Annotated in this window: 26 protein-coding genes; 3 read left to right on the top strand and 23 right to left on the bottom strand. The window is 67.2% G+C overall.

The annotated features are described in order from the left end of the window. Positions 1-3 precede the first annotated feature (3 nt). On the bottom strand, positions 4-1,191 hold the full coding sequence (locus AC3ANW_RS06920; RefSeq protein ID WP_488344455.1) for an aminotransferase-like domain-containing protein: 1,188 nt from the start codon (positions 1,189-1,191) through the stop codon (positions 4-6). Between the two features lie 86 nt (positions 1,192-1,277). Between AC3ANW_RS06920 and nth the strand changes: the two genes are divergently transcribed. Further along, entirely contained in the window at positions 1,278-1,934 is a 657-nt protein-coding gene (gene nth, locus AC3ANW_RS06915; protein ID WP_488344454.1) for an endonuclease III, read from the top strand. 21 nt (positions 1,935-1,955) lie between these two features. Here nth and AC3ANW_RS06910 read toward each other — a convergent pair whose 3' ends face one another. Further along, positions 1,956-2,726, bottom strand: coding sequence for a class II aldolase/adducin family protein (locus tag AC3ANW_RS06910; protein ID WP_488344453.1), 771 nt, complete (start codon positions 2,724-2,726; stop codon positions 1,956-1,958). 155 nt (positions 2,727-2,881) lie between these two features. Here AC3ANW_RS06910 and AC3ANW_RS06905 point away from each other — a divergent pair, with 155 nt between their 5' ends. Next, positions 2,882-3,883, top strand: coding sequence for a tripartite tricarboxylate transporter substrate binding protein (locus tag AC3ANW_RS06905; RefSeq protein WP_488344452.1), 1,002 nt, complete (start codon positions 2,882-2,884; stop codon positions 3,881-3,883). On the opposite strand, the gene AC3ANW_RS06900 is transcribed toward AC3ANW_RS06905, so the two are convergent. From AC3ANW_RS06900 to AC3ANW_RS06890, 3 genes are all read right to left on the bottom strand, one after another. Beyond that, complete coding sequence (locus AC3ANW_RS06900) at positions 3,867-5,078, bottom strand: PrpF domain-containing protein (RefSeq protein WP_488344451.1); 1,212 nt, start codon at positions 5,076-5,078, stop codon at positions 3,867-3,869. The two genes, AC3ANW_RS06905 and AC3ANW_RS06900, sit on opposite strands and share 17 nt — an antisense overlap. A 67-nt stretch (positions 5,079-5,145) precedes the next feature. Further along, a complete protein-coding gene (locus AC3ANW_RS06895) occupies positions 5,146-6,000 on the bottom strand; it encodes a class I SAM-dependent methyltransferase (RefSeq protein WP_488344450.1) in 855 nt (284 codons plus the stop codon). A gap of 123 nt (positions 6,001-6,123) precedes the next feature. Next, positions 6,124-6,843, bottom strand: a complete 720-nt coding sequence (locus tag AC3ANW_RS06890) for a hypothetical protein (protein ID WP_488344449.1) — start codon at positions 6,841-6,843, stop codon at positions 6,124-6,126. Here AC3ANW_RS06890 and AC3ANW_RS06885 point away from each other — a divergent pair. Then, a complete protein-coding gene (locus AC3ANW_RS06885; protein WP_488344448.1) occupies positions 6,832-7,119 on the top strand; it encodes a hypothetical protein in 288 nt (95 codons plus the stop codon). The genes AC3ANW_RS06890 and AC3ANW_RS06885 overlap by 12 nt on opposite strands. A gap of 15 nt (positions 7,120-7,134) precedes the next feature. Here AC3ANW_RS06885 and AC3ANW_RS06880 read toward each other — a convergent pair whose 3' ends face one another. The 18 genes from AC3ANW_RS06880 to AC3ANW_RS06795 all read right to left on the bottom strand — a co-directional run bounded on the left by AC3ANW_RS06880 (position 7,135) and on the right by AC3ANW_RS06795 (position 26,043). Next, the gene (locus AC3ANW_RS06880) at positions 7,135-7,608 is read right to left on the bottom strand and encodes a type IV pilin protein (RefSeq protein WP_488344447.1); all 474 of its coding nucleotides are present in this window, start codon (positions 7,606-7,608) and stop codon (positions 7,135-7,137) included. A 19-nt stretch (positions 7,609-7,627) separates the two neighbouring features. Next, positions 7,628-10,903: a pilus assembly protein gene (locus tag AC3ANW_RS06875; RefSeq protein ID WP_488344446.1), complete on the bottom strand. Its 3,276-nt coding sequence runs from the start codon at positions 10,901-10,903 to the stop codon at positions 7,628-7,630. An 8-nt stretch (positions 10,904-10,911) separates the two neighbouring features. Continuing rightward, the gene (locus AC3ANW_RS06870) at positions 10,912-11,547 is read right to left on the bottom strand and encodes a pilus assembly PilX family protein (RefSeq protein WP_488344445.1); all 636 of its coding nucleotides are present in this window, start codon (positions 11,545-11,547) and stop codon (positions 10,912-10,914) included. Then, complete coding sequence (locus AC3ANW_RS06865; RefSeq protein ID WP_488344444.1) at positions 11,544-12,275, bottom strand: PilW family protein; 732 nt, start codon at positions 12,273-12,275, stop codon at positions 11,544-11,546. The genes AC3ANW_RS06870 and AC3ANW_RS06865 overlap by 4 nt, the downstream gene beginning before the upstream one ends. Then, positions 12,272-12,829 carry a type IV pilus modification PilV family protein gene (locus tag AC3ANW_RS06860; protein ID WP_488344443.1) on the bottom strand — a complete coding sequence of 186 codons (558 nt, stop codon included), beginning with the start codon at positions 12,827-12,829 and terminating at the stop codon, positions 12,272-12,274. Before AC3ANW_RS06860 ends, AC3ANW_RS06865 begins: the two co-directional genes overlap by 4 nt. Continuing rightward, entirely contained in the window at positions 12,829-13,386 is a 558-nt protein-coding gene (locus AC3ANW_RS06855) for a GspH/FimT family protein (RefSeq protein ID WP_488345372.1), read from the bottom strand. The genes AC3ANW_RS06860 and AC3ANW_RS06855 overlap by 1 nt, the downstream gene beginning before the upstream one ends. A 409-nt stretch (positions 13,387-13,795) precedes the next feature. Then, positions 13,796-14,833, bottom strand: coding sequence for a nicotinate-nucleotide--dimethylbenzimidazole phosphoribosyltransferase (cobT, locus tag AC3ANW_RS06850; RefSeq protein WP_488344442.1), 1,038 nt, complete (start codon positions 14,831-14,833; stop codon positions 13,796-13,798). Between the two features lie 40 nt (positions 14,834-14,873). Next, the gene (locus AC3ANW_RS06845; RefSeq protein WP_488344441.1) at positions 14,874-16,322 is read right to left on the bottom strand and encodes a cobyric acid synthase; all 1,449 of its coding nucleotides are present in this window, start codon (positions 16,320-16,322) and stop codon (positions 14,874-14,876) included. Continuing rightward, positions 16,319-17,122, bottom strand: a complete 804-nt coding sequence (locus tag AC3ANW_RS06840) for an NYN domain-containing protein (RefSeq protein ID WP_488344440.1) — start codon at positions 17,120-17,122, stop codon at positions 16,319-16,321. The genes AC3ANW_RS06845 and AC3ANW_RS06840 overlap by 4 nt, the downstream gene beginning before the upstream one ends. An 11-nt stretch (positions 17,123-17,133) precedes the next feature. Further along, a complete protein-coding gene (locus AC3ANW_RS06835) occupies positions 17,134-18,132 on the bottom strand; it encodes an aminotransferase class I/II-fold pyridoxal phosphate-dependent enzyme (protein ID WP_488344439.1) in 999 nt (332 codons plus the stop codon). Further along, positions 18,129-19,076 carry an adenosylcobinamide-phosphate synthase CbiB gene (gene cbiB / locus AC3ANW_RS06830; protein ID WP_488344438.1) on the bottom strand — a complete coding sequence of 316 codons (948 nt, stop codon included), beginning with the start codon at positions 19,074-19,076 and terminating at the stop codon, positions 18,129-18,131. The genes AC3ANW_RS06835 and cbiB overlap by 4 nt, the downstream gene beginning before the upstream one ends. Further along, positions 19,073-19,642, bottom strand: coding sequence for a cob(I)yrinic acid a,c-diamide adenosyltransferase (gene cobO, locus AC3ANW_RS06825; RefSeq protein ID WP_488344437.1), 570 nt, complete (start codon positions 19,640-19,642; stop codon positions 19,073-19,075). Before cobO ends, cbiB begins: the two co-directional genes overlap by 4 nt. Before the next feature lie 25 nt (positions 19,643-19,667). Further along, positions 19,668-20,441: an ABC transporter ATP-binding protein gene (locus AC3ANW_RS06820; protein ID WP_488344436.1), complete on the bottom strand. Its 774-nt coding sequence runs from the start codon at positions 20,439-20,441 to the stop codon at positions 19,668-19,670. Continuing rightward, positions 20,438-21,436: a FecCD family ABC transporter permease gene (locus AC3ANW_RS06815; protein WP_488345371.1), complete on the bottom strand. Its 999-nt coding sequence runs from the start codon at positions 21,434-21,436 to the stop codon at positions 20,438-20,440. Before AC3ANW_RS06815 ends, AC3ANW_RS06820 begins: the two co-directional genes overlap by 4 nt. Continuing rightward, the gene (locus tag AC3ANW_RS06810) at positions 21,436-22,308 is read right to left on the bottom strand and encodes an ABC transporter substrate-binding protein (RefSeq protein ID WP_488344435.1); all 873 of its coding nucleotides are present in this window, start codon (positions 22,306-22,308) and stop codon (positions 21,436-21,438) included. The genes AC3ANW_RS06815 and AC3ANW_RS06810 overlap by 1 nt, the downstream gene beginning before the upstream one ends. Further along, positions 22,305-22,874 carry a bifunctional adenosylcobinamide kinase/adenosylcobinamide-phosphate guanylyltransferase gene (locus AC3ANW_RS06805; RefSeq protein ID WP_488344434.1) on the bottom strand — a complete coding sequence of 190 codons (570 nt, stop codon included), beginning with the start codon at positions 22,872-22,874 and terminating at the stop codon, positions 22,305-22,307. The genes AC3ANW_RS06810 and AC3ANW_RS06805 overlap by 4 nt, the downstream gene beginning before the upstream one ends. Further along, positions 22,871-24,223: a cobyrinic acid a,c-diamide synthase CobB gene (locus AC3ANW_RS06800; protein ID WP_488344433.1), complete on the bottom strand. Its 1,353-nt coding sequence runs from the start codon at positions 24,221-24,223 to the stop codon at positions 22,871-22,873. The genes AC3ANW_RS06805 and AC3ANW_RS06800 overlap by 4 nt, the downstream gene beginning before the upstream one ends. Beyond that, the gene (locus AC3ANW_RS06795) at positions 24,208-26,043 is read right to left on the bottom strand and encodes a TonB-dependent receptor domain-containing protein (protein WP_488344432.1); all 1,836 of its coding nucleotides are present in this window, start codon (positions 26,041-26,043) and stop codon (positions 24,208-24,210) included. The genes AC3ANW_RS06800 and AC3ANW_RS06795 overlap by 16 nt, the downstream gene beginning before the upstream one ends. Positions 26,044-26,053: the final 10 nt, after the last annotated feature.

Raw genomic sequence — 26,053 nt, 5'->3', positions numbered from 1 at the left:
ACGTCAGAGGGCCTTGGCCAGGCGGGCGATGCCGTCGCGGATCTTGGCGACATCGGCGGTGGCGAAGCTCAACCGCAGGGTCGACACATCCGGGTGGGCGGCGAAGAACGGTGCGCCGGGCACGAAGGCCACCAGCTGCTCGATGGCCTTCTTGGCAAACACATTGGCGTCGGTCGGGCCGCCGTCGGCACCGGTCAGCCGGGCCCAGAAGAACAGGCCGCCCTGCGGCTGGGTGAACGCGATGGCGTCGCCCAGTTCCTTCTTCAGGCATTCACCCATGGTCAGCGCGCGTTCGGCGTAGACCTGGCGCACCTTGTCCAGCGTTGCGGGCATGCGGCCGCTCTTGAGGTACTGGGCCGCCGTAGCCTGTGCGAAGGTACTGGTGTTGGCATCGCTGAACTGCTTGCACATGACCGCATTGGCCAGCAACGCCGGCGGCGCGATCATCCAGCCGACTCGCAGCCCCGGGCTCAAGACCTTGCTCATGCTGCCGCAATGCACCAGCAGCTCGCGGCTGCCGGGCACCTGCTCGCTCAGGGCCAGCAGGCTCGGCGGTGGCTTGGCGCCGAAGTAAAGGTCGCCGTACGGGTCGTCCTCGACGATGACCGTGCCGTGGCGCACGGCCATCTCGAGCACCTTCTTGCGCCGCTCCAGGTCGAGCAGCGCGCCGCTGGGGTTGCCGAAGGTGGGGATCAGGTAGACGAACCTGGGTTTGTGTTCGGCGATCAGGGCTTCGAGTTCGTCGGTCTTCACGCCGCCGCCGTCGATGGGCGCGCTGACCAGCTGCGCACCGTAGAGGCGGAAGCACTGGATGGTGGCCAGGAAGGTCGGGCCCTCGACGATCACCTTGTCGCCCGGGCTGATCAGCGTCTTGCCGATCAGGTCGAGCGCCTGCTGGCTGCCGGTGGTGACGATGAGTTCGTGGGGCGCCACGGTCGCGCCCTTGGTTCCCATGAAGGTGCTGAGCTGCTCGCGCAGCGGCTGGTAGCCCTCGGTGGCGCCGTATTGCAGCGCGCCGCCGGCCTCTTCGTCCAGCGCGCGGTTGCTGGCTTCGCGGATGCCTTCCACGTCGAACATGGCGCTGTCCGGAAAACCGCCTGCAAAACTGACGATGCCGGGCACGCCCAGCATCTTGAAGAGTTCACGGATGGCGGAGGTTTCGACGTTCTGAAGGCGGTCGGCGAATTGCATGGCTGGTGTCTCGGAGTCGCTGGACGGTAATCCGCAATTGTCGCCTCGTCTCGCAGGCGCCGCCAACCGCCCTAGACTTCGGCCCCATGAAAGTCGCCGACATCGCCCCCTTCTTCGCCACCCTGCAGGCCGCCAATCCGGAGCCGAAGACCGAGCTGGAATACACCTCGTCCTTCGAGCTGCTGGCCGCCGTGCTGCTGTCCGCGCAGGCCACCGATGTCGGCGTGAACAAGGCGCTGGCGCGGCTCTGGCCCATCGCCAACACGCCGCAGGGCCTGCTGGACCTGGGGCTGGAAAAGGTCGAAGACTCGATCAAGACCATCGGCCTGTATCGCAACAAGGCGAAGAACCTGCTGGCCACCTGCCGCATCCTGGTGGACCAGTTCGGCGGCGAAGTACCGGAGACCCGCGAGGCGCTCGAATCACTGCCCGGCGTGGGCCGCAAGACGGCCAACGTGGTGCTGAACGTGGCATTCGGCCAGGAAACCATGGCGGTCGACACCCACATCTTCCGGGTGTCCAACCGCACCGGGCTGGCGCCCGGCAAGGACGTGGTGGCGGTCGAGATGAAGCTGCTCAAACGCATCCCCAAGCCCTACATGCTGCATGCCCACCACTGGCTGATATTGCACGGCCGTTATGTGTGTGTGGCGCGAACGCCCCGGTGCTGGGACTGTGCGGTTGCGCGCTATTGCGACTTCAAGCCGAAGACGCCGGCGCCGCCGGAACGCAAAGCCCGCTGAGCCGCTGGTCGGCCGCTTCGGCTACAGGTCGAAGCCGGGATTCACGCGGTCCAGACGCCGCAGCAGGCCCGGCCAGGTGAGCGAAGCGCCCTTGCCCAGCCGCACCGCCTTGAGCTGCTGCGCGGCCTGGTCGAGGATGGGCCGGGGAATGTCGATCAGTTCCTTTCCACCTGCCAGCGCCCGCACCTGCACCATGCAGGCGGCCTCCAGCCGGTGCATGGCCTGGAAGGCTTCGGCCACCGAACTGCCGATGGTCAGCAGTCCGTGGTTGCGCAGCATCAGGAAGTTGCTGGTGCCCAGGTCGGCCACCAGCCGGGGCTTCTCGGCTTCGTTCAGCGCCAGTCCTTCGTAGTCGTGATACGCCAGCGAATGCAGCACCGAGAAAGCGAACTGCGAAATGGGCAACAGCCCCTCGCGCTGCGCCGAGATCGCCATGCCGTTCACCGAATGCGTATGCATCACGCAGGCTGCATCGTGGCGGGCCGCGTGGATGCAGCTGTGGATGGTGAAACCCGCCGGGTTGATTTCGAAAGGCGAGTCCATCCGCTTGTTGCCGGCCAGGTCGATCAGCACCAGGCTGGACGCGGTGATCTCCTCGAACATCAGGCCGTAGGGGTTGATCAGGAAGTGTTCGGTGCCGGGCACCTTGGCGGTGATGTGGGTGAAGATGAGGTCGTCCCAGCCGAACAGGGCAACCAGCCGGTAGGCAGCGGCGAGGTCCACGCGGGCCTGCCATTCTTCTGCGGAGACCCGGTCGCGTACGCTGGGGATGTGGAGGGCTCGGTCTGTCATGGGGCGGGTGTCTCTCGTGTCTCTTTTGTCGGAGGGGGAATGCGGTGAACCGCATGGTGGCGGCAAAACAGTCCTCGGCCGATAGGGAAATTCCTGCTGCGCGATTGCCGCGCAGAAGCCAGCATGCAGGCACTGACCAAACCAGAGACACACACTTGCGTACTTCCGCCTCGTCCCTCAACCGCCGCCAGTTCTCGCTGGGCGCCGCCGCCACCCTCGGACTGGCATCGCACGCCCGGGCCCAGGCCCAGGCTCCCGCCTGGCCCGCCCGCCCCATCCGCATGGTGGTGCCCTACACCCCCGGCGGCTTCACCGACCAGATGGCCCGGCTGCTGCAGGCCGGCCTCAGCGTCCGGCTGGGCCAGCCGGTCATCATCGACAACAAGCCCGGCGCCAACAGCATCATCGGCGTCGATGCGGTGGCCAAGGCGCCGCCCGACGGCTATACCTTCGCGGTAGTCATCGCGGCCTATTCGGCCAACACCACCCTCTACCCCAAGCTGCCCTACGACCCGGCGAAAGACCTGCGCGGCGTCGGCCTGATGGGTGTGTCGCCGCTGCTGGCGGCGGTGTCGAACAACGCGCCTTTCAAGACCGCCCGCGAACTGGTCGACTATGCAAGGGCCAACCCCGGCAAGGTGAGTTTCGGCTCGTCAGGCAATGGCTCGGCAGCGCATCTCACCACCGAGTTGCTTAAGCTGCAGACCCACACCAGCATGGTTCATATCCCGTACCGCGGCGCGGCACCGGCGCTGGCGGACCTGATCGGCGGCCAGATCCAGCTGCTGTTCGACGCCGCCACCGGGCTCATGCCGAACGGCAAGGAAGGCAAGATCCGGCTGATCGGCGTGGCCGGCGACCAGCGCCTGCCCGCCATCCCGGAGGTACCGACGTTCATCGAACAGGGTTTCGCGGGTTTCAACGGCAGCACCTGGGCGGGACTGCTGGCACCGGCCGGCACGCCGCCTGCCATCGTGCAGCGCTTGTCCGAAGAGATCACCACCATCATGCGCAGCCCCGAAATGAAGCTGCGCCTGGACGCCATGGGCACCCTGCCCGGCGGCGGAACACCGGCCGAGTTCGATGCCTATATCGCAGCTGAAACCGCCAAGTGGGCGAAAGTGATCAAGGCTGCGAACATCAAGGTAGACGGCTAGATTCCTCGAGCGCTGCCCGCAGCGCATCGGAGGCCGCGTACAAGGGCACGTGCCCGGCCAGCAACACCTGTGCGCTGCGCTGGTAGGCGGCGGACCGGATCACCGGCAGACCGTCTTCCATTCGCGCCACCACGGTGGTGCCCAGCACACCGGCCGGGTTCTCGATGCCGACCTTGATCTCACCCACCTGCACCGGTGCCTGACGGGGCGCCAACTGGTGCGCGACCGAACCCGGGATCAGCGTGGCAGCGGCCAGGCAACACCCACCCGACACCGCCATCGACGCATGGACCGTCTGTGGCGTGAAGTAGCGCACCGCGATGTCGCCCTCGCCGCGCGGTTCGCCGACGATGCAGACCTTGGGGATGGTCTCGCTGCGGCCGATGTCTTCTCGGGTCATCGGCGAGCCGTCCTTTCTGCGCAGTCCCATCAGCAGGCCGGCCTCGACCCAGACGGTTTTCAATCTCTCAAGAAAGCCGCGATCGCCCGCGAGTTCACCGATGGACTCATGTGCGCTCTTGCCGAATTCGGATGCCTTCAGGATCACCATCGGCACCGCGACGTCCACACAGCTGGCCTGGAAACCGCCGATCACGTCGACCGCGTTTCCGGTGGGCAGGAGCTTTCCGGTCTTGGCGCCGGCCGGATGGTGAAGAAACAGGTCGACCGCCGGATGGGCGCCCATCACCCCAGGGATTTCCGCCGTCGCGAACCGGCCGTCCGCGTCCATCACCATGCGTGAGGTGGTCCTCACCCCGGTATTGGTGTTGCGGATCTCCAGGCTCTGCGCACCTGCCGAACCGCCCTCGACCCGGCCGGTGTGCAGCGCCCACATCTGCAGTGCAGAAGACATGTTGCCGCAGTTGACGCCCCAGTCGATGCGCCCGTGGTCGGCCGCCAGTTGCGCGAGCGTGCTGACCAGGCACGGCCCGTCGGCGCTGTCTTCCATCGCCGCAAAAAAGACCTTGTTGCTGGTTGCCGAACCACGCCCCAGGCCGGTGTTCTGGCGGTTGCCGGGCACCTCGCCGTGCAATGGCACACCCATCAGGTGCCGCAGCAGTTCCTCGCGGAGTTCCAGCCGGCCGGGCGCCACCCGCTCGTCGATCACCAGGCCGGTGGAGGTGCCGCCGCGCATGTGGTGGACAGGAAATTCCCATACGTCGCGGCGAAGGCGCGGAAGCATCTGGTCGGGCATGAAGTGCTGTCTTGAAGTGTTATGTCTTATAGAAGACTAATGCTTTTCGAAAGCCCGAGAAACACGTTCAGGGTTTGACGAACTTCACGATGAACTGGTCCTTGGGCTGCGGCGGTTCGGGTACGTTGCGGTCACGCGGGTCGGCCGGGTTGCGCAGGAAACCACCCTCGCCCACGTACTTGAAACCGGCCTTCTCGATTTCATCGACCAGGAAGGACTGCTCGATACGGTGCAGCGTGCCCGACTCCGAAATGCCGGTGCCCGGCCGGCCGGCATGGTCGGCCAGCACATAGATGCCTCCGGGCTTCAGGGCCGCGAAGACGGCGCGGTTCATGGCGGCCCGGTCGACCTCCAGATGACCGAAGTCGTGGTAGTCGAACATCATGGTGACCAGATCGAGGCCGTTCGATGCCAGCGCGGGCGGGGCCGGGTTTTCGAACGGCTGCACCAGCGGCACGATGTTCGCCGCGCCGGGATTCTTCGCCCGCTCGGCCAGGGCCACGGGTGAAGGCGTCCGCACCACACCGGCCGGCTGTGCGGCCGCACCGCTTTCGGACCGGGCGGCATGGCTGACCGGTGGCCGCGGCGGGCTCTGGCCGTAGACCGTGCCGGTCGGGCCTACGGCGCGGGCGATCAGCTCGGTCGTATAGCCGCCGGCAGCGCTGAGGTCCAGCGCCACCATGCCGGGCCGCACACCGATGAAGGCCAGCACCTCCTGCGGTTTGCGGCGCACATCGGTGCGGCGGTCTGCCTCGCTGCGGTCGGGGCTGGCGAGGATCTCGGCGATGCGGGCGGAGGTCAGCGTGGGAGTCTTCGGTGGGTCGGCCGGGGCCGTGGTGCAGGCCGCGAGGGACAGCATGGATGCGGCCAACGCGGCCACAACGGCCATGAAGGAGTGGCGGCGGGGAAACTTCAGGGACATGGTGGTGGCCTGGTTAGGGAGAATCACGGCATGTCGCCGCGCTTCAAAATTCTCAATCTATTTCATTCTCCCCATGGTGTGCAGGCCGAGGCGCCTTCGATGGCTCCGATCAAGCGGCTTGGGCTAGATCCAGGCCCTGCGCACGCTTGTCGGCCAGATCGCCTGCATCGCGGACCTGGGAGACCGGCATCCGGGCAGCAGCGGGACCCTGGCCACGGCCGAGGACTGACTGCTGTCGCCGGCCTGAAATCTCGGATCGCCTGGCCGCCTGAGTTTGCGCATGGAAGCCGCGGCACCGTTCTGCGGCCCTGTTCTATTTCGGCCTGAACCACCATGCCCGGCGCCAGCCGTAGCACCCCGCCATCGGCCGCCACCAACCGCTGGTCGTCCAGGCGGGACCAGGGCCTTGTAGCTCTGCGGACTCTGCCCCATCGCCACCGCCTTCTGCGGATCTCTCGCGGAACTGTCAGCGCCCACCGTTTCAACCGTGCCGCCCCCGGCGCTGGCGATGATGTTCAGCCTGGCGAACATGCCCCAGGCCAGCATCACCCCGAATAGACCGCCGGTGACCCAAGCCACCGTTCGCGGCAGGCGCGCCGGCGGGCGCTCCTGGATCGACAACAGGTCGGGAGCGAAATCGGCCTGCTTGGTCGCGAACCAGGCCGACATGCGGCGCGGCCCACCGACGAGCTGCCGCTTCGCCGCGATGGCTCGCAACGCCGTCTCAGCAGGCCCGGCCGGCACTGCCTGCTTCCAGGGACGCTGGCACTGCGCGACAAGGCCGAGGCCGACCTGAGCGCCGCGCAACGGGAAGCGGCCCAGAAGGTGCGGGTGGCTTTCCATGCGGCTCTGTCGGGTTTCGAGCAGGCGGCCGCATTGCGCACCGCAGAGCGCTCCAGCCTGGCGGCACTGGAGGCCAACCAGGTGGGATATCAGGTGGGGCAGCGGATCAACATCGATGTGCTGAACGCGCAGAGCCAGTTGTTCCAGACCCGGCGTGACCTTGCGCAGGCACGTTACGGCGTGCTGATGTCGCAGCTGAAGCAGGCTGCAGGGGTGCTGACGACGGCCGACCTATATCTGAAGGACGGCGGACCCGAAGCGGCGTACAAGCCCTGAAAGCCATGCTGCGGATCATTTCCAGCAATCCGCGACCTGGGCCGCACTGCCCGCGGCGCCATTGACGATGAGCGCCTGCACGCCGAGGTCGGATAGCGTGAAAGCGCCGCAAGCATCGTTCACCTGATCGCCCACCGGGGTGGCGGTGAGCAGATAACCGGCCGGACCGGTGGTCAGAACGGGCTGTATCCGGTAATAGGCATTCGCGACAGAAGGCACGCCGATGGGCATCGGCATCGCGTAGCCAAGGTCCTTCTCCGAGACCGAATAGACGAAGTTCACTGTGTTGTGGCGCTCTTCCCGAGCCGCCATGTCGAGCAGTGCGCTTTTGGCTTCCACCCTTCGCGACTTGCGAACCTGGTTGGTGTAGGAAGGCAAGGCGACGGCGGCAATGATGCCCACGATCACGACGACCATCATCAGTTCGATCAGCGTGAAGCCGTTTTGCTTCAGCGCTTTATCGATTCGCAGAGTCCGGATCATTTTCATAGGGCGATACCAGGGTTGTTCATCGGATCTGCTGCCATGTCACGCGCGTACCGGAGTTGCCGCCTGCCGGGTTGTACTTGAGCACCAGGCCGGTGCCGTCGCCTGTCTGTTGCAGCAGGAAGGTGTTGCCGCCGGCGATCACGAAAGAAGGCGATCCGACGCCGCTGGTCAGCACGCCGCTCACCACGGCGCCGCCGTAGGTCACGAAATTGCCGCTGGCATCGGAAAACGAGGACTGGTTGAACGATCCGCCGGTGGATGGCGAGATGGCCAGGTCGCCCGCCCTGTCGATGGCCGTCGCGCAATTGATGGGGGTGTTGTTGGCTGGAATCGTGCTGCTGAGCGTGAGCACCCCCTGGTAGAGAACCGGGCTGTAGATCAGCTGTTCGGACGCTGCCGGAAAGTTGATGTACCAGCCACGCTTGTCGTTGGCGCCGGCACAGTCGGTCGCACCGTCCCAGCACACCGGGTTGCTGGTCACCGTGCGGTAGATGGTGGTGCCGCCGATGGTAGAGATGACCTGCTGCTGCAGGTCCGACCTGGACACGCTGACCGCCCCCGGCAGTGCGGCGCGCATCGAGCCGCTGGCGGCCTTGGCGTTCCAGCCGGCCATGTCCCAGTCCCAGATGCCGTAGAGGCTTTGCGGGTCGGTGGCGTAGGTGACGGCCGAGTACGTGGTGCGCGGCGTCTTGTTGCCGGTGCCGAAGTCCACCATCACCCGCGGGAAACCGGTTTTGGCCGGCACGATGGCGACGACAGGCCTGGTGCTGATCGGCTGCTTGGCACCGGCGGAGAACAGCGGCCTGGCGGCGCCGCTTCCGAACTTCGACACGGCCCATGTCGCCGGACTGGCGCCCAGCAGGTCGAAACGCCACATGTTGCCCTTGATGTCGCCGGCATAGAGGTAGTCGACGACATGGTCGGCGTCGAGGTCGGCAGGAGTCACATAGGTGATTCCGTTGCTGGCGGCGGCGCTTGCGCCGCCGCTGCCGGTGCCCAGGAAGTACACCGTCTGCACCTGGGTGCCGGGGTCGATCATCAGCACGAAGATGCCGGCGACACCGTTCTTGCTTTCGAGTCCGTTGCCGAAGACAAAACCCCACTGCCCGTTGTGGAACCGGCGTATCTGGGGTGTGCCGTAGGTGTTGCCCAGGTAATCGCCGCAGGCCTTGACGTTGGCGCAGACGATGCTGTCGGCCGTGAGGTCGGTCTTCACCAGTGCGGCGGCGTTGCCCTCGGAGAACTGCGCGGGGTCGGTCACGTCCAGCGCGAAGATGCCCTTGCCGCCGGGACCCAGCCCGCTGACCAGCCAGCTGTGCCAGGCGTTGCCGTAGAACAGGTCACCGATGTAAGGGACGGCGTCCACGCCGTAGGCATGCGAATAAAGGGGATGGGCGTAGTCAAGCGCCACCGTCGGGCTGTGGATATTGGCGAATACCGCGGACGGCATGTAGGCGATGACTTCCTTGCCGTCGTTGGGATGGGCGGCGTTGTCGAGGTAGCCGCCTGCTGCGTCGTAGGCGCCGGTGCGGAAGCCATGCAGGAAACCGTCGTTGGCGCCGACGAAGGCCACGTTCAGCCGGGTTCTTGCTGCACGGGAAAAAGCTGAATATCTTTGGACGCTGGCGCCGTTTTCCGGAAGGGCTCCCCTGGTGGCCAGGGCGTCGGCCCAGATGTCGTCATATCCAGCCGAAGGCGGTCCCAGCCAGGCGGGACCCGAATCGATGATGTCTCCCAGCACTTTCTTGCGGGTGCGGAACTGGTTGCTGCCGCCGCCGTTGATTTCGTTGGACCGGTCGCCGCGCAGGAAGGCGGTGCGGTCTCCGTTGGGCGTGCCGTCGCCCTGGTTGATGACGGCTTTTTGCGCGGCGCTGAAGCTGGTGTACTGGAACGGAATGCCTTCGGTGCCGTCCCAGGTGATCATGGTCCGGGCATTCGGCGGCTGTACCTGGGTGGTGCTGCCGGTCGTGCCGCAACTGCCGCCGGTCAGTGTGCATGCGCCGTCCCAGTTGGCCACCGGATTGGTGGAGACCATGCCGGTGGACGGCGTGTAGAGCAGGTTCTGCGAGGTGATCTGCCCCGACCAGTTGGTGCTTTCGTAGCCTGCCAGGTAGACCTGGGTGCCGGTCCGGACCTGCCGGTTGGGCTGGGTATTGACGCTTGCGGCGCTGCCCGACTGGACGGCGGGAGCCGCGCGAAAACAGGTGATCTCGTGGAAGTTGGTGGCGCCACCTGTGGAAGCGCTGAAGCCGAAACGGAAGCTGCCCGGTACCGGACCGTTGGCTGCAGTGATCGACTGCTTGTCCAGCACCGGCTGGAAGGTACCGCCGTCGTAGCTGAAGGACAGGCTCAGGAGGTTGTCCGGGGTGATCTTCAGCTGGTAGGTGACGGGCCGGGCGGTCGGACGTGTGCCGGCCGAAGTGAAGAGGGGCGTAGAGCCCGGCAGGGTGACGGTGCCTCCGCCGATCGCGTTGTAGTTGAACGCAAAGCTCGACTTGGCTATCGGGTTGTTGATGTCGCGAGAGAAGTCGTAGATGGTGCGGTCGCGGCAGGTGGCAGACACCGCCTGCGCCCTTTTTTCCGCCGAAAAGGAGCCGGGGTAATAGCCTGGATACCGTTCGTTCAGCGCGCGCCAGTTGACGTTGCCGGCGCCCCGCAAGCCGATACGGTTGGCCTGGAATCCATAACCATCGACACCTCGGCTGTATCCGCCGCCGGTGTTCATGAAATTGCCGTATTCGTCTATGCCCAGTCCGAGGTAGGCCCCCTGCAGCCCATCGGGCGTACTGGAGTCCGAGCCGGCGCAGACGTAGCCGAGCCCACCGCCCGCCACACCGAGCGCTGTTGGCGTAACGCTTCCATCCATCAGGAAAAAACTGATGCCGTCCGCGCCGCTGCCGCCGTAGGTCACGGTCGAGAAGGTCACGGCGATGCCGCTACCCGACGGGAAGGTGGAGCCTGAGACGATGCCGCCTTTCTGGCCGGTGGAGTTGTTGGTCAGGCGCAGCGCGCCGCTGCCGACAGGGTCGGGCAGCGCACCGGTCTCCCCGCCGCCCAGGAACAGGCCGCTGTAGTACGGGTTGCCACTGCAGGGGGGTATCGAGCCGGAGCCGTTGCCAGCCGTCAGGCAGGCACCGTCGAACACCAGCCAGTTGGTTGCGGAGCTGGCGCCGGTGAAGTCCTCGCTGACCACGATGTTCTGGGCGCTTGCCGCCGGATGAGCAACCAGCACAAGTATCGAGGACAGCGACAGCAGCAGTGCTGCAAGAGCCCCCCGGTCGGAAACATGGGACACGGTTTTTTTCATAAGGCACCCGCATCGGTGATGTCGCTCTTCACGCCGAACACGCTCTGCACCACCGCCACGGAATCGGGTGAACCTCCCTGGGCCATGGCACTGACGCGGTACAGCTGCTGGGTGGCGGTGGGGTCCACCCCCAGCGCTGTCGCATAGAAACGCGGCACCGCCGAGTAGGTGTCTGCGCCACCGCTGGTGCTGATCTTTCCGATCATTCCCGGTGGGGTGAAATAGTTGCCGAACGGCACGCCGCCCGATGTCTTCCAGGGCACCACCGACACCTGTGCCTGCGTGGCGGTCGAAGCCGTGCTGACGAGCGCGTTGGTGCAGACCTTGGAAGTGCCGGGTGTGATGTCGGCGCTGTAGGCCTGGTCACAGGGTGCGCCGGGCGTGGCGTGGCCCTGCGTCAACCACCACTCGCCGTATTGCAGGGCGTTTTGGGCGGCGTTGAAGGCTCGCTGCTTGTCGCGGGTGCTGTCGGCGATACGTTCGAAGTTGCCGAAGCTGCGAAGCATGCTCACCGCCAGGATGCTCACCACCAGCAGGATGATCATCGCGGTCGGCAGCGAGATGCCGCGCTCGCGGCGCGCGGGATGGAAACACAGTTGCATGGATGGGAAACCGGGGACGGCCGAGTTCATGCCCGGCCCATGAGGTTGATGACACGTTTCACCGTGATGGGCTTGTCGCGGTCGAGCGGGTTGACGAAAACGATGTCGACCCGCACCGAGCCGACCAGCGCCCAGTACGACGGCGGCATGGCCTGGGCGGGCAGGTAGAAGTCGACCGACCGGTCCTTGTCCCGGTCGATGCCGTAGAACACGATGAAGGACGAAATGCCGCCCGCGAGCGGTTTGGCCGCATTGCTGCCGACCGCGCAGGTCAGCTGGTGCAGGTTGTCCAGCGTGAAGGTGTTCACCGACAGCAAGGGCGTGTTGCCGGCGTTGCTGATGCCGGTGCAGTCCTGCAGGAAATCCGAGCTGGCCGTACCGGCAGGGGACTGCACGTAGCGGACTGAAATCGAATCGGCACCGGAACCGGAACCGCCCGAGCCGCTGGAACCGACGACGGAATGGCCCTCGTCCACAAAGGGGGCCGCCAGCGGAAAGGACGTGGCGGCCGTTTCTTTCTGCACGTCGTAGTAATAGCCCGCGTGTTCCACGACCGACACCAACATGTTGACGGCGATGCGCTGGTCGTCCTGCAACTGGCCCATGCCGGCCTGGGCATTGAAGTTCTGACGGGTGATGGCCAGCACTCCGGCAATGCCGGCCAGCAGGAACACACCGATGGTCACCGAGATGAGCAGTTCGAGCAGGCTGAAACCGCCTTGCCTGCCAGCCTTGCCAGCGCGTTGGATGTGCGTCATGGCTGGACCGTCGCGCTCAAGGTCTGGGTGACCACCTGCTGGGCCGGCGCCCCGGCGGTAGCGGCGTTGTGGGCGATATATTTTTCAGCCCACGACACCGTGACGACACAACTGACAGGAATGGCGTTAGCGCACAGCACGGAACCCGCGCCGGAGGGCAATTGTTCGAGGCTGGTGCCCCAGGTCCGCAGGTCGTAAGCCGCCATTTCCGCCGGGCCGCAAGCGGGGGCGGTGTTGTCCGACGAATAACTGCAATCCGCCATGCTGGCAGACAGGCCGCCGTCACCGCCCAGGATGCGGCCGGTCAGCGTGATCCTTGCGGTGGAAACGGTCGCAGGCACCTGCCAGTATTTGCCGTTGGCATGCATCGCCGACGACAGGCTGCCGAGATAGACCGCCGCCAGCGAGCGCGAGCCGGAAACCCGGCTGTTGCCGATCGACAGTGCATTCAGCTTGGCGACCCCCAGCAGCCCGATGGAGATCACGACCAGGCTGATCATCACCTCGATCAGTCCGACACCTCGCACGACCCTGGCTGGCAAGAACGCAGGCATCAGCACACCCCGGGAGCCGGCTGCAACACCGCCAGCCGACCGGCTGAGCCGATGGAAAGGCAGCGTTTCTGCAAAGCCGCATTGCTGACGGGGCTGAGCGTGAGCGTGACCGCGCTGGCCGCCAGGCCCGACACAAAACCTTCGCGGTTGAACCTGACGATCGAAATGCCGTTATCGGCCACCAGCGTGTTGCCGGAAGCCAGCGGGCCTTGCACCGCGACGAGGGTATCGGTGCCGTCGAAACTGCCGTTGTTGTTGAAGTCCACGAAGGAAAACCAGCCGACCTGCCAGGTGTTCACGCCGGTGCAGGCGGGCGGGTTGACGCTGGATTTGCCATTCGTTCCGACATTCGTGCCCACATTCGTGGCGACATTCGTGCTGGTGTTCGAGGCGCAGACAGCGACGGTCAAGCCGCGTTTGATGGCTTCGGCCCGTGCCAGTTGAAGGGTGCCGACAAGGGCACTCATGTCGGCCGAGACCTGGCCGCTGTTGATGACGAACCGATAGGACGGCACGGCGATGGCGGCAAGTATGGCCAATATGGCCATACTCACCATCATTTCCACGAGAGTGACACCCTCTTGCTCGCCCATTGACTTTCCCGCGCCTGATTTGATTGAAGGAAGCTGACCCATTCAGCGATCCGATAATCAACGACGCAGGGGGCGATTCAACGCAAACGCACCAACACTTAATATTTTAAAATCTGGCAACAGGTGTTTATTCACCTTTGCCGATTTACTCGAATCGACATTCGGTTATTTATCGAGCGCATTGGAAACCCCAAAATGAGGACCGGTGCGCCGACGCCCGGCGAAAGCCGCACACCTGTGCCGAGCGCTGGCGATCAGCTCCATTGCACGAACAGGCCCGTATGCAGGCATCGCACGTGGGGAAACCGGCTCTAAATGGCTGCGTGCGGCCGGCGTGCCGGGGACCGGGCGAGGTGCTCTGAACGGAAAGGACTCAACCGGCGGTCGCCACTCCTGCCGATGCGAAACTGGCCATCTCCTGCAACACCAAACAAGCGGAAACCAGCAGGGGCCAGGCCAGCGCGGCGCCCGAACCTTCTCCCAGACGCAGGCCCATCTCCAGCAGCGGCTCGGCGTCGAACTGGGCCAGCATCGCGCCATGCCCCCGCTCGCCGGAGCGGTGGGCGAACACACAGCGCTGCAGCACTTCGGGTTTCAGTTTCGAAGCCACCAGGACCGCCGAGGAGGTGATGAACCCATCGACCAGAACCACCCTGCGTTCGGCGGCCGCCTGCAGCACCACCCCGACCAGCGTCGCGATCTCGAAGCCGCCGAAAGCTGCCAGCGCATCCAGTGGCGAAGCCGCATCGGCATGCAGCGCCATGACTTCCTGCAGCACCGCCAGCTTGCGGGCGATGCCGGTCCGGTCCAGGCCGGTTCCGGCACCGACGCAATCAGTCAGCGGCACTTCGCTCAGCCGTGCCAGCAGCATCGAGGCGGACGAGGTATTGCCGATACCCATCTCGCCCAGCAGCACCACGTTGCCGGGCAAGGACCGCAGCAGGGCCTGGCCGTTGGCCAGCGCCCGGTCGCGCTGCAAGGCCGTCATGGCGGGGCCGACGGACGCATCCGCGGTGCCGGCGGCCACCTTGCAGTCGACCAGCCCGGCACGCGGAGAGAAGTCGTGCGCCACGCCGCAGTCGGCCACGGTCAGCGCGATGCCGTGCTGGCGCGCCAGCACACTCACCGCCGCGCCGCCGGCCAGGAAGTTCTGCACCATCTGCCATGTGACGTCGCTCGGATAGGCCGAGACACCGCGGGCCGCGAGGCCGTGGTCGGCCGCACAGACGACCATCTGCGGCGATGTGAGTTCCGGCGTCTCGCTGCCCAGGATGCGGCCGATCTGCAGCGCCAGGTTTTCCAGCCGGCCGAGGGATCCGAGCGGCTTGGTCTTGTGGTCGATGCTGTGGCGTAGTCGGGCGGCCAGGTCCGGCTCGTCGATGGCGGGGATGGCGGGGATTTCGAAACTCATGGCGGGCTCGGGGGAAAAACAGGGTTTGAAAAAGCCGGATTCAGGCAACCAGCGCATCCAGCACACCGGCGTCGAAATGCTGGCCGGCATGGGCTGCCAGGCCGTCGAACACGCTGTCCAGCGTGCGGACACCGGCTCCGAAAAGCGCCGCCAGTACGGCCGGGTCCTCGAACAGGCCGTGCAGGTAGATGCCCATCACATTGCCGGTTTCGTTCTGCCAGCCCAGGCCGCCCGGCAACACCGCCCGTGGCGCGGGCAGATCGGGCCGTGGCAGGGTCTGGCCCTGGTGAATTTCATAGCCGGCAAGGGCGACGCCCGACAGCGCGGACCACGCGCCGTGCACCTCGGCAAAGCGGGTCCCGGTATGCCGCACCGTCTTCTCGGGCTCGAAGCGGGTGACCAGCGGCAGCAGGCCCAGGCCGGGCGCGTTGCCGTCGATGCCGTGGGTGTCGACCAACGCCTCGCCCAGCATTTGAAGGCCGCCGCAAATGCCCAACACCGGCAGGCCGCGGGCGGCGTGGCCGGCGACCGCGGCATCCAGGCCTTGGGCACGCAGCCAGGCCAGGTCGCCGCTGGTGTGTTTGCTGCCGGGCAGCACGATCCAGTCGGCGGCCTGAAGGTCGGCCGGGGTTCGCGCCCAGACCAGCCGCAGGCCGTCGATGTTCTTGAGTTGCTGGTATTCGTCCAGGTTGCTGATGCGGGGATAGGCGACCACGGCCACGGTGCGCGATACCCGTCCGATACCCGCCGAGGCCGCGGAAGGCCGGTCGTCGAACACACCGTCTTCCTCGGGCAGGCCGTGGCGCCACCACATGGGCAGGGTGGCGACGGTGGGCACGCCGGTCAGGTCCTGCAGCATCTTCGGGCCGGGTTCCAGCAGCCGGGCATCGCCGCGGAATTTGTTGAGCACGAAACCGCGCAGCAGGGCGCGGTCGGCCTCGGGCAGCAGGGCCCAGGTGCCGTAGAGGTGGGCGAACGCGCCGCCCCGGTCGATGTCGGTGACCAGCAGGCAGCGGGCGTCGGCATGGCGGGCGACCCGCATGTTGACGATGTCGCTGGCGCTCAGGTTGATCTCCGCCGGCGAGCCCGCGCCCTCGATCACTACCACGTCGTTCTCGGCCCGCAGGGCGTCCAGCGCGGACGCCACATGCGGCCAGACATGGGCGCTGCGTTCACGCCAGGGCAGCCGTGTCAGCGCGGTGTCGACACGGCCCATCAGCACCACCTGGCTGGCGGTGTCGTGCTCGGGTTTCAGCAGTACGGGGTTCATGCGCACATCGGGCACGGCGCGGGCGGCCAGGGCCTGGAAATACTGTGCGCTGCCGATTTCACCGCCGCACACCACACGGGCGTTGTTGCTCATGTTCTGCGCCTTGAAGGGCGCGACCTTCAGGCCACGGTCCGCATACCGGCGGCAGAGCGCGGTGGTGAGCCAGCTCTTGCCGGCGCCGCTGGTGGTGCCGAGCACCATCACGCATCTGGCCGTCACAACAATCGCACCTGCTGGTCGGTGTCGCCCTTGCGGACTTCGACGACATGACCGAGTGCCTTGACCATCGCCGGGAAGTTGGCATGGCCGTGTTCCTTGAAGTCGAAGGTCGGATCCAGGCGCTTGATCATGTGGAAGATGGCGCCCTTGTTCACCCAGGCATCGCCGTTGGTCTCGACCAGCAGACGCACCGCGCGTCGCAGCATGTCGGCGGCGGGGTCGAGTGCCGTGACGGCTTCGGCCGGCGCATGCGTTTCGGGCTCGGGGTGCGGAGCGACCAGGCTCTCGTAGTAGCGGAACTCGTGGCAGCTCTTGGCCCAGTGACGGTTGGTGTTGGGCCGGGTACCGACGCCGACCAGGGTGCGTCCGTTCGCCTTGATCTTCTGCGAGACCGGCATGAAGTCGCTGTCGCCGCCGACGATGATCACCGTGCCGATGTGGCCGAAACGCTGGATGTCTTCGGCGGCGTCCAGACACAGCTTGATGTCGGCGCCGTTCTTGGCCGACGCCCCCGGCGGAAACAGCTGGATCAGTTCGACGCCGCCCTGAAGCAGCGCATCGCGGTAGCGGCCGTAGTACTGCCAGTTGCAATAGGCCCGGTTGATGGCGACCGGCCCGAACGATGCCGCCAGCTCGACGATGGCCTGCACATCGACCAGCGGTTCCTGAACCTTGAACCGGGTGTCGGGCTTGCCGTAGGTGCCTTCGCCGTAGCGGCTTTCGACCAGGCCTGCATGCAGGTTCTCGAAGTCCCAGTACAGGGCGACGGATCGGTAATCTTGCGGGTCGGGTCGCGCCATGGCGGAGTCCTTCAATTCAGGGAGGCGCCGATGGTAGTCGCGGCGGCGTGCAGTGCCTGCTGAGCGGCCGGAGCCAGCACGCCCAGGCGCACATGGCCCGGCAGGCCGAAGGAAGCGCAATCGCGCAGCCGCACGCCCTGCCGCCTCAGCCGTTCCGGCAGGTCGGCCGGTGCATCCGCCGGCAACCTGGCGACGAAGAAGTTGGCTTCCGACGGCAGGCACATCCAGCCCATGTCTTCGCACATTTGCACCTGAGCGGCCTTCCAGCCGCGCAGGGTGTCGCGGCAGGCGGCCAGCCAGGCATCGATCTCTGGACGGCACCAGGCAGTCAGCATCGCCACGCCGTGGCTGCCGATGCACCACGATGCGGCCATGCGGTCCAGGGCGGCGACTTCACAGGTTCCGGCATTCGACGGCGCGACGAGATAGGCGGCCCGGATGCCCGTCAGGCCGAGCGCCTTGTTGGGCGTATGGAGCTGCCAGACACGGTCCAGCGCGCCGGCACTCCACGGGTCGACGCCTTCCAGCCTCAGCGGGCCATAGGCACGGTCGAGCGCCACCATCTTCGATGGATAACGGCCCGGCGGATGACTGGCCTGGCCCAGCGGGCTCGACGGGTCGCACAACCAGCACAGGGTGTCGGTGCCGCCGCATTCGCCTGCGATGGTCGACAGGCCCCAGGCCGCGGCGGCGTGGCGGTAGTCGCCATAGGCCTGCTGCGGCACCACCACCCGCTTGATGCCGCGCTGCATGGCGCGGGCGGTCAGCCGCTGGATGGCCTCGCTGCCGCTGGCGGCCGGCACGATGCGGTCCGCCGATACACCGTGGCGGGCAGCCAGCGCCTCGCGCAGCGCCCGGTATTGCGGATCCGGATAGCTGCGCGCATCGGCCTGCTGCACCGCCTGCAGGGCAAGCGGGTTGGGGCCGCAGGCGTTGGCATTGGTCGAGAAATCGAAGGCGACGTCACCGAAGGCGTCGGGGCCACCGTGATGGCGCAGGGAAAGGTTCATGCCAGCGCCACCGTCAACGAAAACGCAGCCAGCGCCGCGAGCGAGAAGACGATGCGGCCGGTGATCCGCAAGGCCGCGGCGGTGTCGCCGGCCTGCGGCACACGGCCGGCCGCGAGCAGCACATACACCCCCGGCTTGCCCAGCCGCACACCCAGGCGCAGGGCCATCGCTCCCATCGGCCAGCCGCCGTTGGGCGACGGTGTCAGGCGGGCGACAGCAGGCAGACCGCTCCAGGCCCGCGAGGGAGCGCCGATCAGCATCAGCACCGCCGAGATACGCGCCGGAACCCACGACAGCACATCGTCGGCCCAGGCTGCGAACTTGCCGGCCCATTCCCAGCAGCGGCCGTTGCGGCTGCCGCGGTAACCCCACATGGCGTCCGCGGTGTTGGCGAAGCGGTAGACCGCCGCGCCCGGCAGGCCGAGCAGCACGAACCAGAACAGCGGCGCGACCACTGAATCGTTGAAATTCTCGGCCAGGCTTTCGATCGCCGATTCGCGGACCTCGGCGGCGGTCAGGGCCGAGGTTTCACGGCTGACCAGGCGCAAAAGCCGGTCACGGCCGGCTTGCAGCGAATCGCCGAGAGCGGCTTCGACGGCCGCAGTCTCGTCGCGCAGCATGCGCCACGCGAGCATCGGCTTGAGCAGCAGGCCGAGCACCACTACGCTCGGCAGCGGATGCAGTCGCAACAAGGCGGACTGCGCGGCCCAGGCCAGGCCGGCGCAAGCCACAGCGCCGATCAGCCAAGCGCCGGCCCCGGCGAAAAAAGCCGGCAGATCGCGCCCGCCCCCCTCGCCCGCCGGCGCGATGTGTCTGCCAAACCACCCCAGATATCGACCCATGCCGACTACCGGATGCCAGCGGCGTGGCTCGCCGAACAGCCGGTCGACCAGCAGCGCCAGCAGCACCGCGCCGCCAGCCGACGAGACCGACAGACCGTTCAATCCTCGATCCCCCGCTGGGCGGGAATGCCGGCCTTGAAGGCATGCTTGACCATGGCCATCTCGGTGACGGTGTCGGCAAGCTCGATGATTTCGGGCGGGCAGCGGCGGCCGGTCAGGCACACATGGACTTCCTTCGGCCGGGCGCGCAGGGTGTCGAGCACGTCCTGCAGCGGCAGCCAGCCGTAGATCAGCGGGTAGGTAATCTCGTCCAGCACCACCAAAAAGAACTCGCCCGACAGGATGGCGGCGCGCGCCTTCTGCCAGCCGTCGCGCGCCAGCCGGGCGCTGTGTTCCAGGTCCTGGCTCTTCCAGCTGAAACCGTCACCCAGGCCTTCGATGGGAATGCCGATCTGCTCGAACATGCGGTGTTCGCCGAAACGCGCGCTGGGCACCTTCATGAACTGGTAGATCTTCACCGCCTTGCCGCGGCCGTGCGCCCGCAGCGCCAGGCCGAAGGCTGCGGTGCTCTTGCCCTTGCCGTCGCCGGTATTGACGATGAGCAGGCCACGGCGTTCGCCCTCGGGTTTCTCGTAGGGTTTTTCGCTCGGCGGGGTTTCTATCTGCATGACGGTGTCTCGAAAAAATGCGGGGTCAATCCCTGGGAACGACGGCCCAGCCGTCGTCCAGCGGCCGGATGGCGATGCGGTGGTCGAACACCGCCTGCAGGGCTTCGTGGGTGGCCGCGTCGTGCGGTGCGCCGGCATGCAGCACACTGCCCTGGCGCAGCACCACCACATGGTCGGCATGGAGGGCGAAACCGATTTCGTGCAGCACGCTGACCACGGTGGTTCCGGCGGCGGTCAATCCGCGCACGGTGGCCAGCCAGTCGCTCTGGTGCGGCGGGTCGAGGTTGGCCAGGGGTTCGTCCATCAGCAGCACCTGCGCCTGAACCGCCAGGGCGCGGGCCAGCAGCACCCGCTGGCGTTCGCCGCCGGACAATTCGCCCAGCGGGCGATCGCGCCATTCCCATGCATGGGTCTGTCGCAGCGCGCGGATGACGGCTTCGATGTCGGCCGCCGCGGGCGGCGCCAGCCAGGGCCGGTGCGGCAGTCGGCCCAGCATCGCGACATCCCAGGCGGTCAGGTCGTCGGCGCCGCCGTCGGCCCCTTCGCCCTGCCCCAGCCAGGCCATGGCGCGGGCACGTTCGCGGCTCGGCCAGGCGGCGAGCCTGCGGCCCAGCAGTTCGACCTGTCCGGTGCTGTGCGGCAACAGGCCGGCCAGCACTTTCAGCAAAGTCGACTTGCCGGCGCCATTGGGGCCGACGACGCTGGTCCAGCGGCCGGCGGGCAGGGCCAGGTCGATGCGGTGCAGCACTTCGCTGTTGCCGAGGCGGGCGGACAGCTGTTGGGCCAGCAGTGCGGTCATCGGCGTCCCCCGCGACGGTGCATCAACCACAGCAGGTAACCACCGCCGAGCAAGGCGGTCAGCACCCCGACAGGCAATTCCTGCGGCGCAAACAGGCCACGCGCCAGCAGGTCGGAAGCCATCAGCAGCAGCCCGCCCATGCCGGCGGACAGCAGCAGCAGCGCGGCATGCGTGCTGCGCACCAGCGGGCGCACCAGGTGCGGTGCCGCCAGGCCGACAAAAGCGATCAGGCCGGTGTGCGCCACCGCCGTGGCGGTGCACAGCGCCAGCACCGCGACCAGCGCCGCGCGCAACGCAGGCAGCGCCAGGCCCAGGCTGGCGGCAGTGGATTCACCCAGCGCCAGACCGTCCAGCACCGGTGCCAGCAATGCCGTCACCACCAGGCAGGCCAGCAATATGCCGCCCATCAACACCACCGCCTGCCAGCCGAGGAAGGCCGTGCTGCCCAGCGTGAAACCCTGCATGGCCTCGAGGATGCGCGGTGCGGCGAGCGTGACCAGGTCCTTAGCCGCTCCCAACACGACACCGACGATGACCCCGCCCAGCAGCAGGCGCAGCGTATGCTGCGCCCCGCGTGCCAGGGTCAGCGTGAGCAGCACCGCGATGACCGCGCCGACGAACGCCGCACCGGTCACGCCCAGCCGCACCAGCCAGTTGGCGGCCATGGCGTTGGACGGCGACTGGCCGGCCATCAGCAGAGCCAGTGCGGTGCCGAGGGATGCGCCGGAGGCACTGCCCAGCAGATACGGTTCGGCCAGCGGGTTTCGGAACAGGCCTTGCGCCACCGCTCCCGCCAGCCCCAGCAGCGCGCCGCACACCCATGCGCCCGCGGTGCGCGGCAGCCGGATGTCCCAGACGATCTGCCAGGACACCGCATCGCGCCGCATCTCGACCAGGCTGTCGAGCCCGGTGCTGCCGATGGCCGAACCCAGCGCCAGCAGCAGCATCGCGGCGACCGCCAATGCCAGGCCGAGCAAACAGACACGGCCCCTCATCATCGAATTTTTTCGGAAAGGCACGATGCCATGGCACGCGCGGCCTCGGCCATGCGCGGACCGGGGCGCACCACGACGTCCGACACCTCGGGGCCGAACACGCAGACCTTGTCGGTCTTCATCGCCCGCATGCTCTGCCAGCCCGGATAGGCCGCCATCGACTGCATGCTGCGGTTGCCCACCATGATCACGTCCGGATCGGCGCGCACCACGAATTCGGGGTTCAGCCGGGGAAACGGACCCAGCGATGCCGGCACCACGTTGCGCGCGCCCAGGCGGGTCAGCGTCTCGCCGATGAAGGACGATTCACCCGCCGCATACGGGCCGCGGCTGACTTCGAAATACACCCGCGCACCCAGCGCCCTGGCCGGCAGCGACTGCGCTGCCGCCTGCACGCCGGCGTCGATCTCGCGCCACAACCTGTCGGACGCGGCAGCCGGCAGGCCCAGCAGCGTGCCGATCTGGCCCAGCACCCGTCGCACGTCGGCATGGGTCTTGGGCTCCAGCGCGACCACCGGAATTCCCAGCGCTTCCAGCCGCGCACTGGCACGCGACGACACGGCCAGCAGCACCACGTCGGGTTTCAGGGCGACGATGGATTCGATGTTCGGATCCAGCCCGCCGCCGACCTGCGGCAGGCCGCGCACGTAGGCGGGCGCATTGGAATAACGGTCGACGCCGACCAGGCGCTGGCATTGGTCCAGCGCGCATACGCTTTCGGTCAGCGAAGGCAACAGCGTGACGATGCGCTGCGGCACCCTGGCCAGCGTGATGACGCGGTTGCGGCCGTCGGTGATGCCGACAGGCACGTCTGCGCCATGGGCGGCCAATGCTGCAAGAGTCAGCGCGACCGTCGTGAACAACCTCTTCATTCAATGTCCTTCAAGGTCAACGGCAGGCCGGCCGCGACCAGCGTGACCCGCGCGCAGGCCGATGCGATGCGCTGGTTGAGCCTGCCCAGCGCATCGACATAGGCCCGGACTTCGCTGCCCAGGGGCACGACACCCAGGCCGATTTCATTGGAGACGAGTACCACCGGACCGGCGGCGTTTTCAATGGCCATGGCCAGGATTTCGGTCGCCGCCTCCAGCGCCGTTCCGTCGATGGGGTACCGGTTGGCCAGCCACAGGGTCAGGCAGTCGATGACGAGCAAGGTGGATGCGTCCGAATGCCCGGTGACAGCCCCGGCCAGCGCCAGCGGCGCCTCTAACGTGCCGGCGCGCGGCAGGCGTTCGGCACGGTCGGCGCGGTGGCGTTCGATGCGCGACTGCATCTCGCTGTCGCCCGGCTGCGCGGTGACGATGAACAGCGCGTGATGCGCGGCGTCGGCGGCCAGCCAGGCAGCCGCCAGATGCTCGGCACGACGCGACTTGCCGCTGCGTTGCCCACCCAGCACCAGCTCGCTGCGCGCCACGGTCGGTGCGGTCGCGGTGCTCATGTGCCGCCGCCCAGCAACGATGCGATGGCGGCCGGCGACGAGGCGAACCATGCGTGGAAATAGCTTGCCCGAATACCTTCGTGCGCATACACCGCCTCGCCCGCATCGGGCTGGGGCTCGGTGTCGGGCCGCGCGGTGCGGGCGACCACCGGCAACGGCGATGCGGCGGTCGAATAGTGAAAGGTATGGCCGCGCAACGTGCCGGCCGGCAATTGCAGCTGCTGCGGGCCGAGGGCTGCCAGGCGGCGCTGCATGCGGGTGCTGCCGGGCAGCAGCCCCCAGCCGGGATGGCTGTTGCCGTCCATGTCGCAGATTTCGTCCATCAGCGCCATCATTCCGCCGCATTCGGCCCAAACCGGCTTGCCGGCGTCGATGTGCGCCGCCAGGCCGTCGCGGCTGGCGGTGGCGGCGGCCAGTTGCTGCGGATACAGCTCCGGATAGCCGCCGGGCAACCAGACGGCATCGCAGTCGGGTAAGGCATCGCCTGCCAGCGGTGAGAAGAATTCGACCCGCGCGCCGAGGGCATGCAGCACGTCCAGGTTGGCGCGGTAGACGAAGGCGAACGACGCATCGCGCGCCACGGCGACACAACGGCCGGCCAGCAGCGGCGGGATGTCGGCCAGGCTTTCCGGCGCAGGGAAGCCGGTGGCCCAGCGCTCCAGCGGAATGCCGGCCAGAGGAGTCGCCGCCAGGGCGTCGGCAGCGGCGTCGATGCGGGCCAGCGCCTGCTCCTTCGGCAGGTCGGCGACCAGGCCCAGATGACGCTCGGGCAAGGCCCATTCGGCGCCCTTGGGCAGCGATCCCAGCCAGTCGGCGTCTTCGCGCAGACCTTCTCGCAGCATGTGGCCGTGGCGCAGGCTGGCGACCCGATTGGCCAACACACCGGCCCACGGAAGGTCGGCGCGATAGTGGCGCAGGCCGAAAGCCAGCGCGCCGAAGGTGCCGGCCATGGCGCCGGCGTCGATGACAGCCAGCACAGGCACACCGAAACGCTGCGACAGGTCGGCCGCGCTGGGGGTTCCGTCGAACAGGCCCATGGCGCCTTCGATCACCAGCAGGTCGCACTCGGCCGCGGCGGCATGCAGCTGGGCAGCGCAGCCGCCCTCGCCCACCATCCAGAGGTCCAGTGCATGCACCGGCGCGCCGGTGGCGACCTCCAGCCAGAACGGGTCGAGGAAGTCGGGCCCGACCTTGAAGGCCCGCACCTTGCGGCCGGCCCGCACGTGCAGCCGCGCGAACGCGGCCGCCACGGTGGTCTTGCCCTGGCCGGACGCCGGAGCGGCGACCAGCAGAGCCGCACAACGGGCGGGTTCTGCGGAGGTGATCGCGGTATTTACAGCGGTGCCCATTTCACGCCGACGTAGACCACCCGGCCCGCGGTCGCATAGGTGTTGGCGAACTGGTAGGACTTGTCGGCGAGGTTGTCGACACGCGCGATGAGCGTGTAGTCGCGGGCGATACGGGTGCTGGCATACAGGTTGAACAGCGTGTAGCCGCCCAGGCGTGTGGTGTTGGCCGCATTGTCCCAGCGATGGGCCGACGCCTGCATTTCGGCGCCCAGGTTGAAGTCGGCGACGCGGGTATCGACACCCAGAACGCCGTGCTGCCTGGCGCGGCGGGCCAGCTGTTTGCCGGTGATTTCGTCCTTCGGGTCCTGCAGGTCGAGCGAGCCGCGCAGTGCGAATGCGCCGAGACGCTGCGCGCCGGCAAAGGTCACGCCTTCGTACTGGGCCTGGGCGGTATTGCGGTAGCAACCGAAGCTGGAAGCGCAACCGCCGGCCGCGCCGAAGCTGATCAGGTTCTCGACCTTGTTGCGGTACACGGTCACGCTGGCGTTGCTGCTGCCCTGCGTCCAGTGCAGCGCGGCTTCCACGTTGCGCGAAGTTTCGGGCGACAGGCTGCCCAGGCCGTATTCGGAAAAGCGCTGATACAGAGTGGGCGCGCGGAAGGCGGTGCCCAACGAAGCGGTGGCACGCCAGTTGGCGTTGATGGTGTAGCCGTAGGCGGCACTGCCAGTGTTCTTGCCGCCGAACTCGCTGTCCTCGTCGTGGCGCACGTGCAGTTGCAGTGCGTGGGCATCGTGTTTGATCGCATAACCCAGCGACAACGCGTTCTGCGCACGGTCGCGGTCGATCGGGGTGTTTTGCAGCTTGTCCTCGCGACGCTCCAGCGCGGCGGTCACCCGGTGTTCGCCGAAACGGAATTCGTTCTGGAACAGGTAATTGTGCAGTTCGGTGCGGGTCAGGTAGACCGACGGCGTGGTTTCGTAACGGCTGGTCGAGGCGGTGGCCTGGAGAGTGGTCTTCCAGAAATCGGTCCACTGGCCGGTGTGGGTCAGGCCGCCGGTGCGCAGCGAATTGCGGCTGAGGTCGTTGGCGCGCAGCGATGCGTCGTATTGCGCATTCATGTCGCTGGCCAGCAGCGTGGCGTCGATGCGCTGGCGGGCATCGATGCGCAGGCCCAGGCGTGCGTTGGCCGAGGTGCTGCGATAACCGTCCTTGTCGGGGTTCTGGGTGGCGATGGGGCGCACGTTGAAACCGTCGCTGATCTCGCGGGCGATGCCTACCGAGTAGTCGAACACGTTGTCCACGCCAGTCGCGCCGCTGACGCCGGCTTCGAGTTTGCGAGTGCCCTGATTGCCCACGCCCACGCCGACATAGGGGTGGAAACCGGCTTCGCCCTTGCGGGTGAACAGCTGGATCACGCCGCCGATGGCGTCCGATCCATACACGGCAGCCGCCGGTCCGCGCAGCACTTCGATCCGGTCGATCTGCGACAGGGGAATCTGCTCCCAGCTCGCGCCGCCGGTGGACTGCGAATCGATGCGCACGCCGTCGATGTACACGGCGGTGAAGCGCGATTCGGCACCACGCAGGAACACGCTGGTGGCGTTGCCGGGGCCGCCGGTGCGGGTCATTTCGACGCCGGGCAGGCGGGCCAGGACATCGGCCACGCCGGTGGCGCCGCTGCGTTCGATGGTCTCTCGGTCGACGATGGAGACATCCGCCAGCAGGTCGGAAATCGGCTGTTCGGTACGGTTGGCGGTGACCACGGTGGTGGTCAGCGATGCCGGCGCGGCCTGGGCGAAGGCAAACGAGGACACGACCAGCGGCGACAGGCAGACGACGGCGCGCGCGGCCAGTGCCAGGGCGGAGAAACGAGTATTCATGTGGAGCGAT

It is taken from the genome of Xylophilus sp. PBN-3R, assembly GCF_057747805.1.
This window is presented reverse-complemented; position numbering and strand designations above follow the sequence as displayed.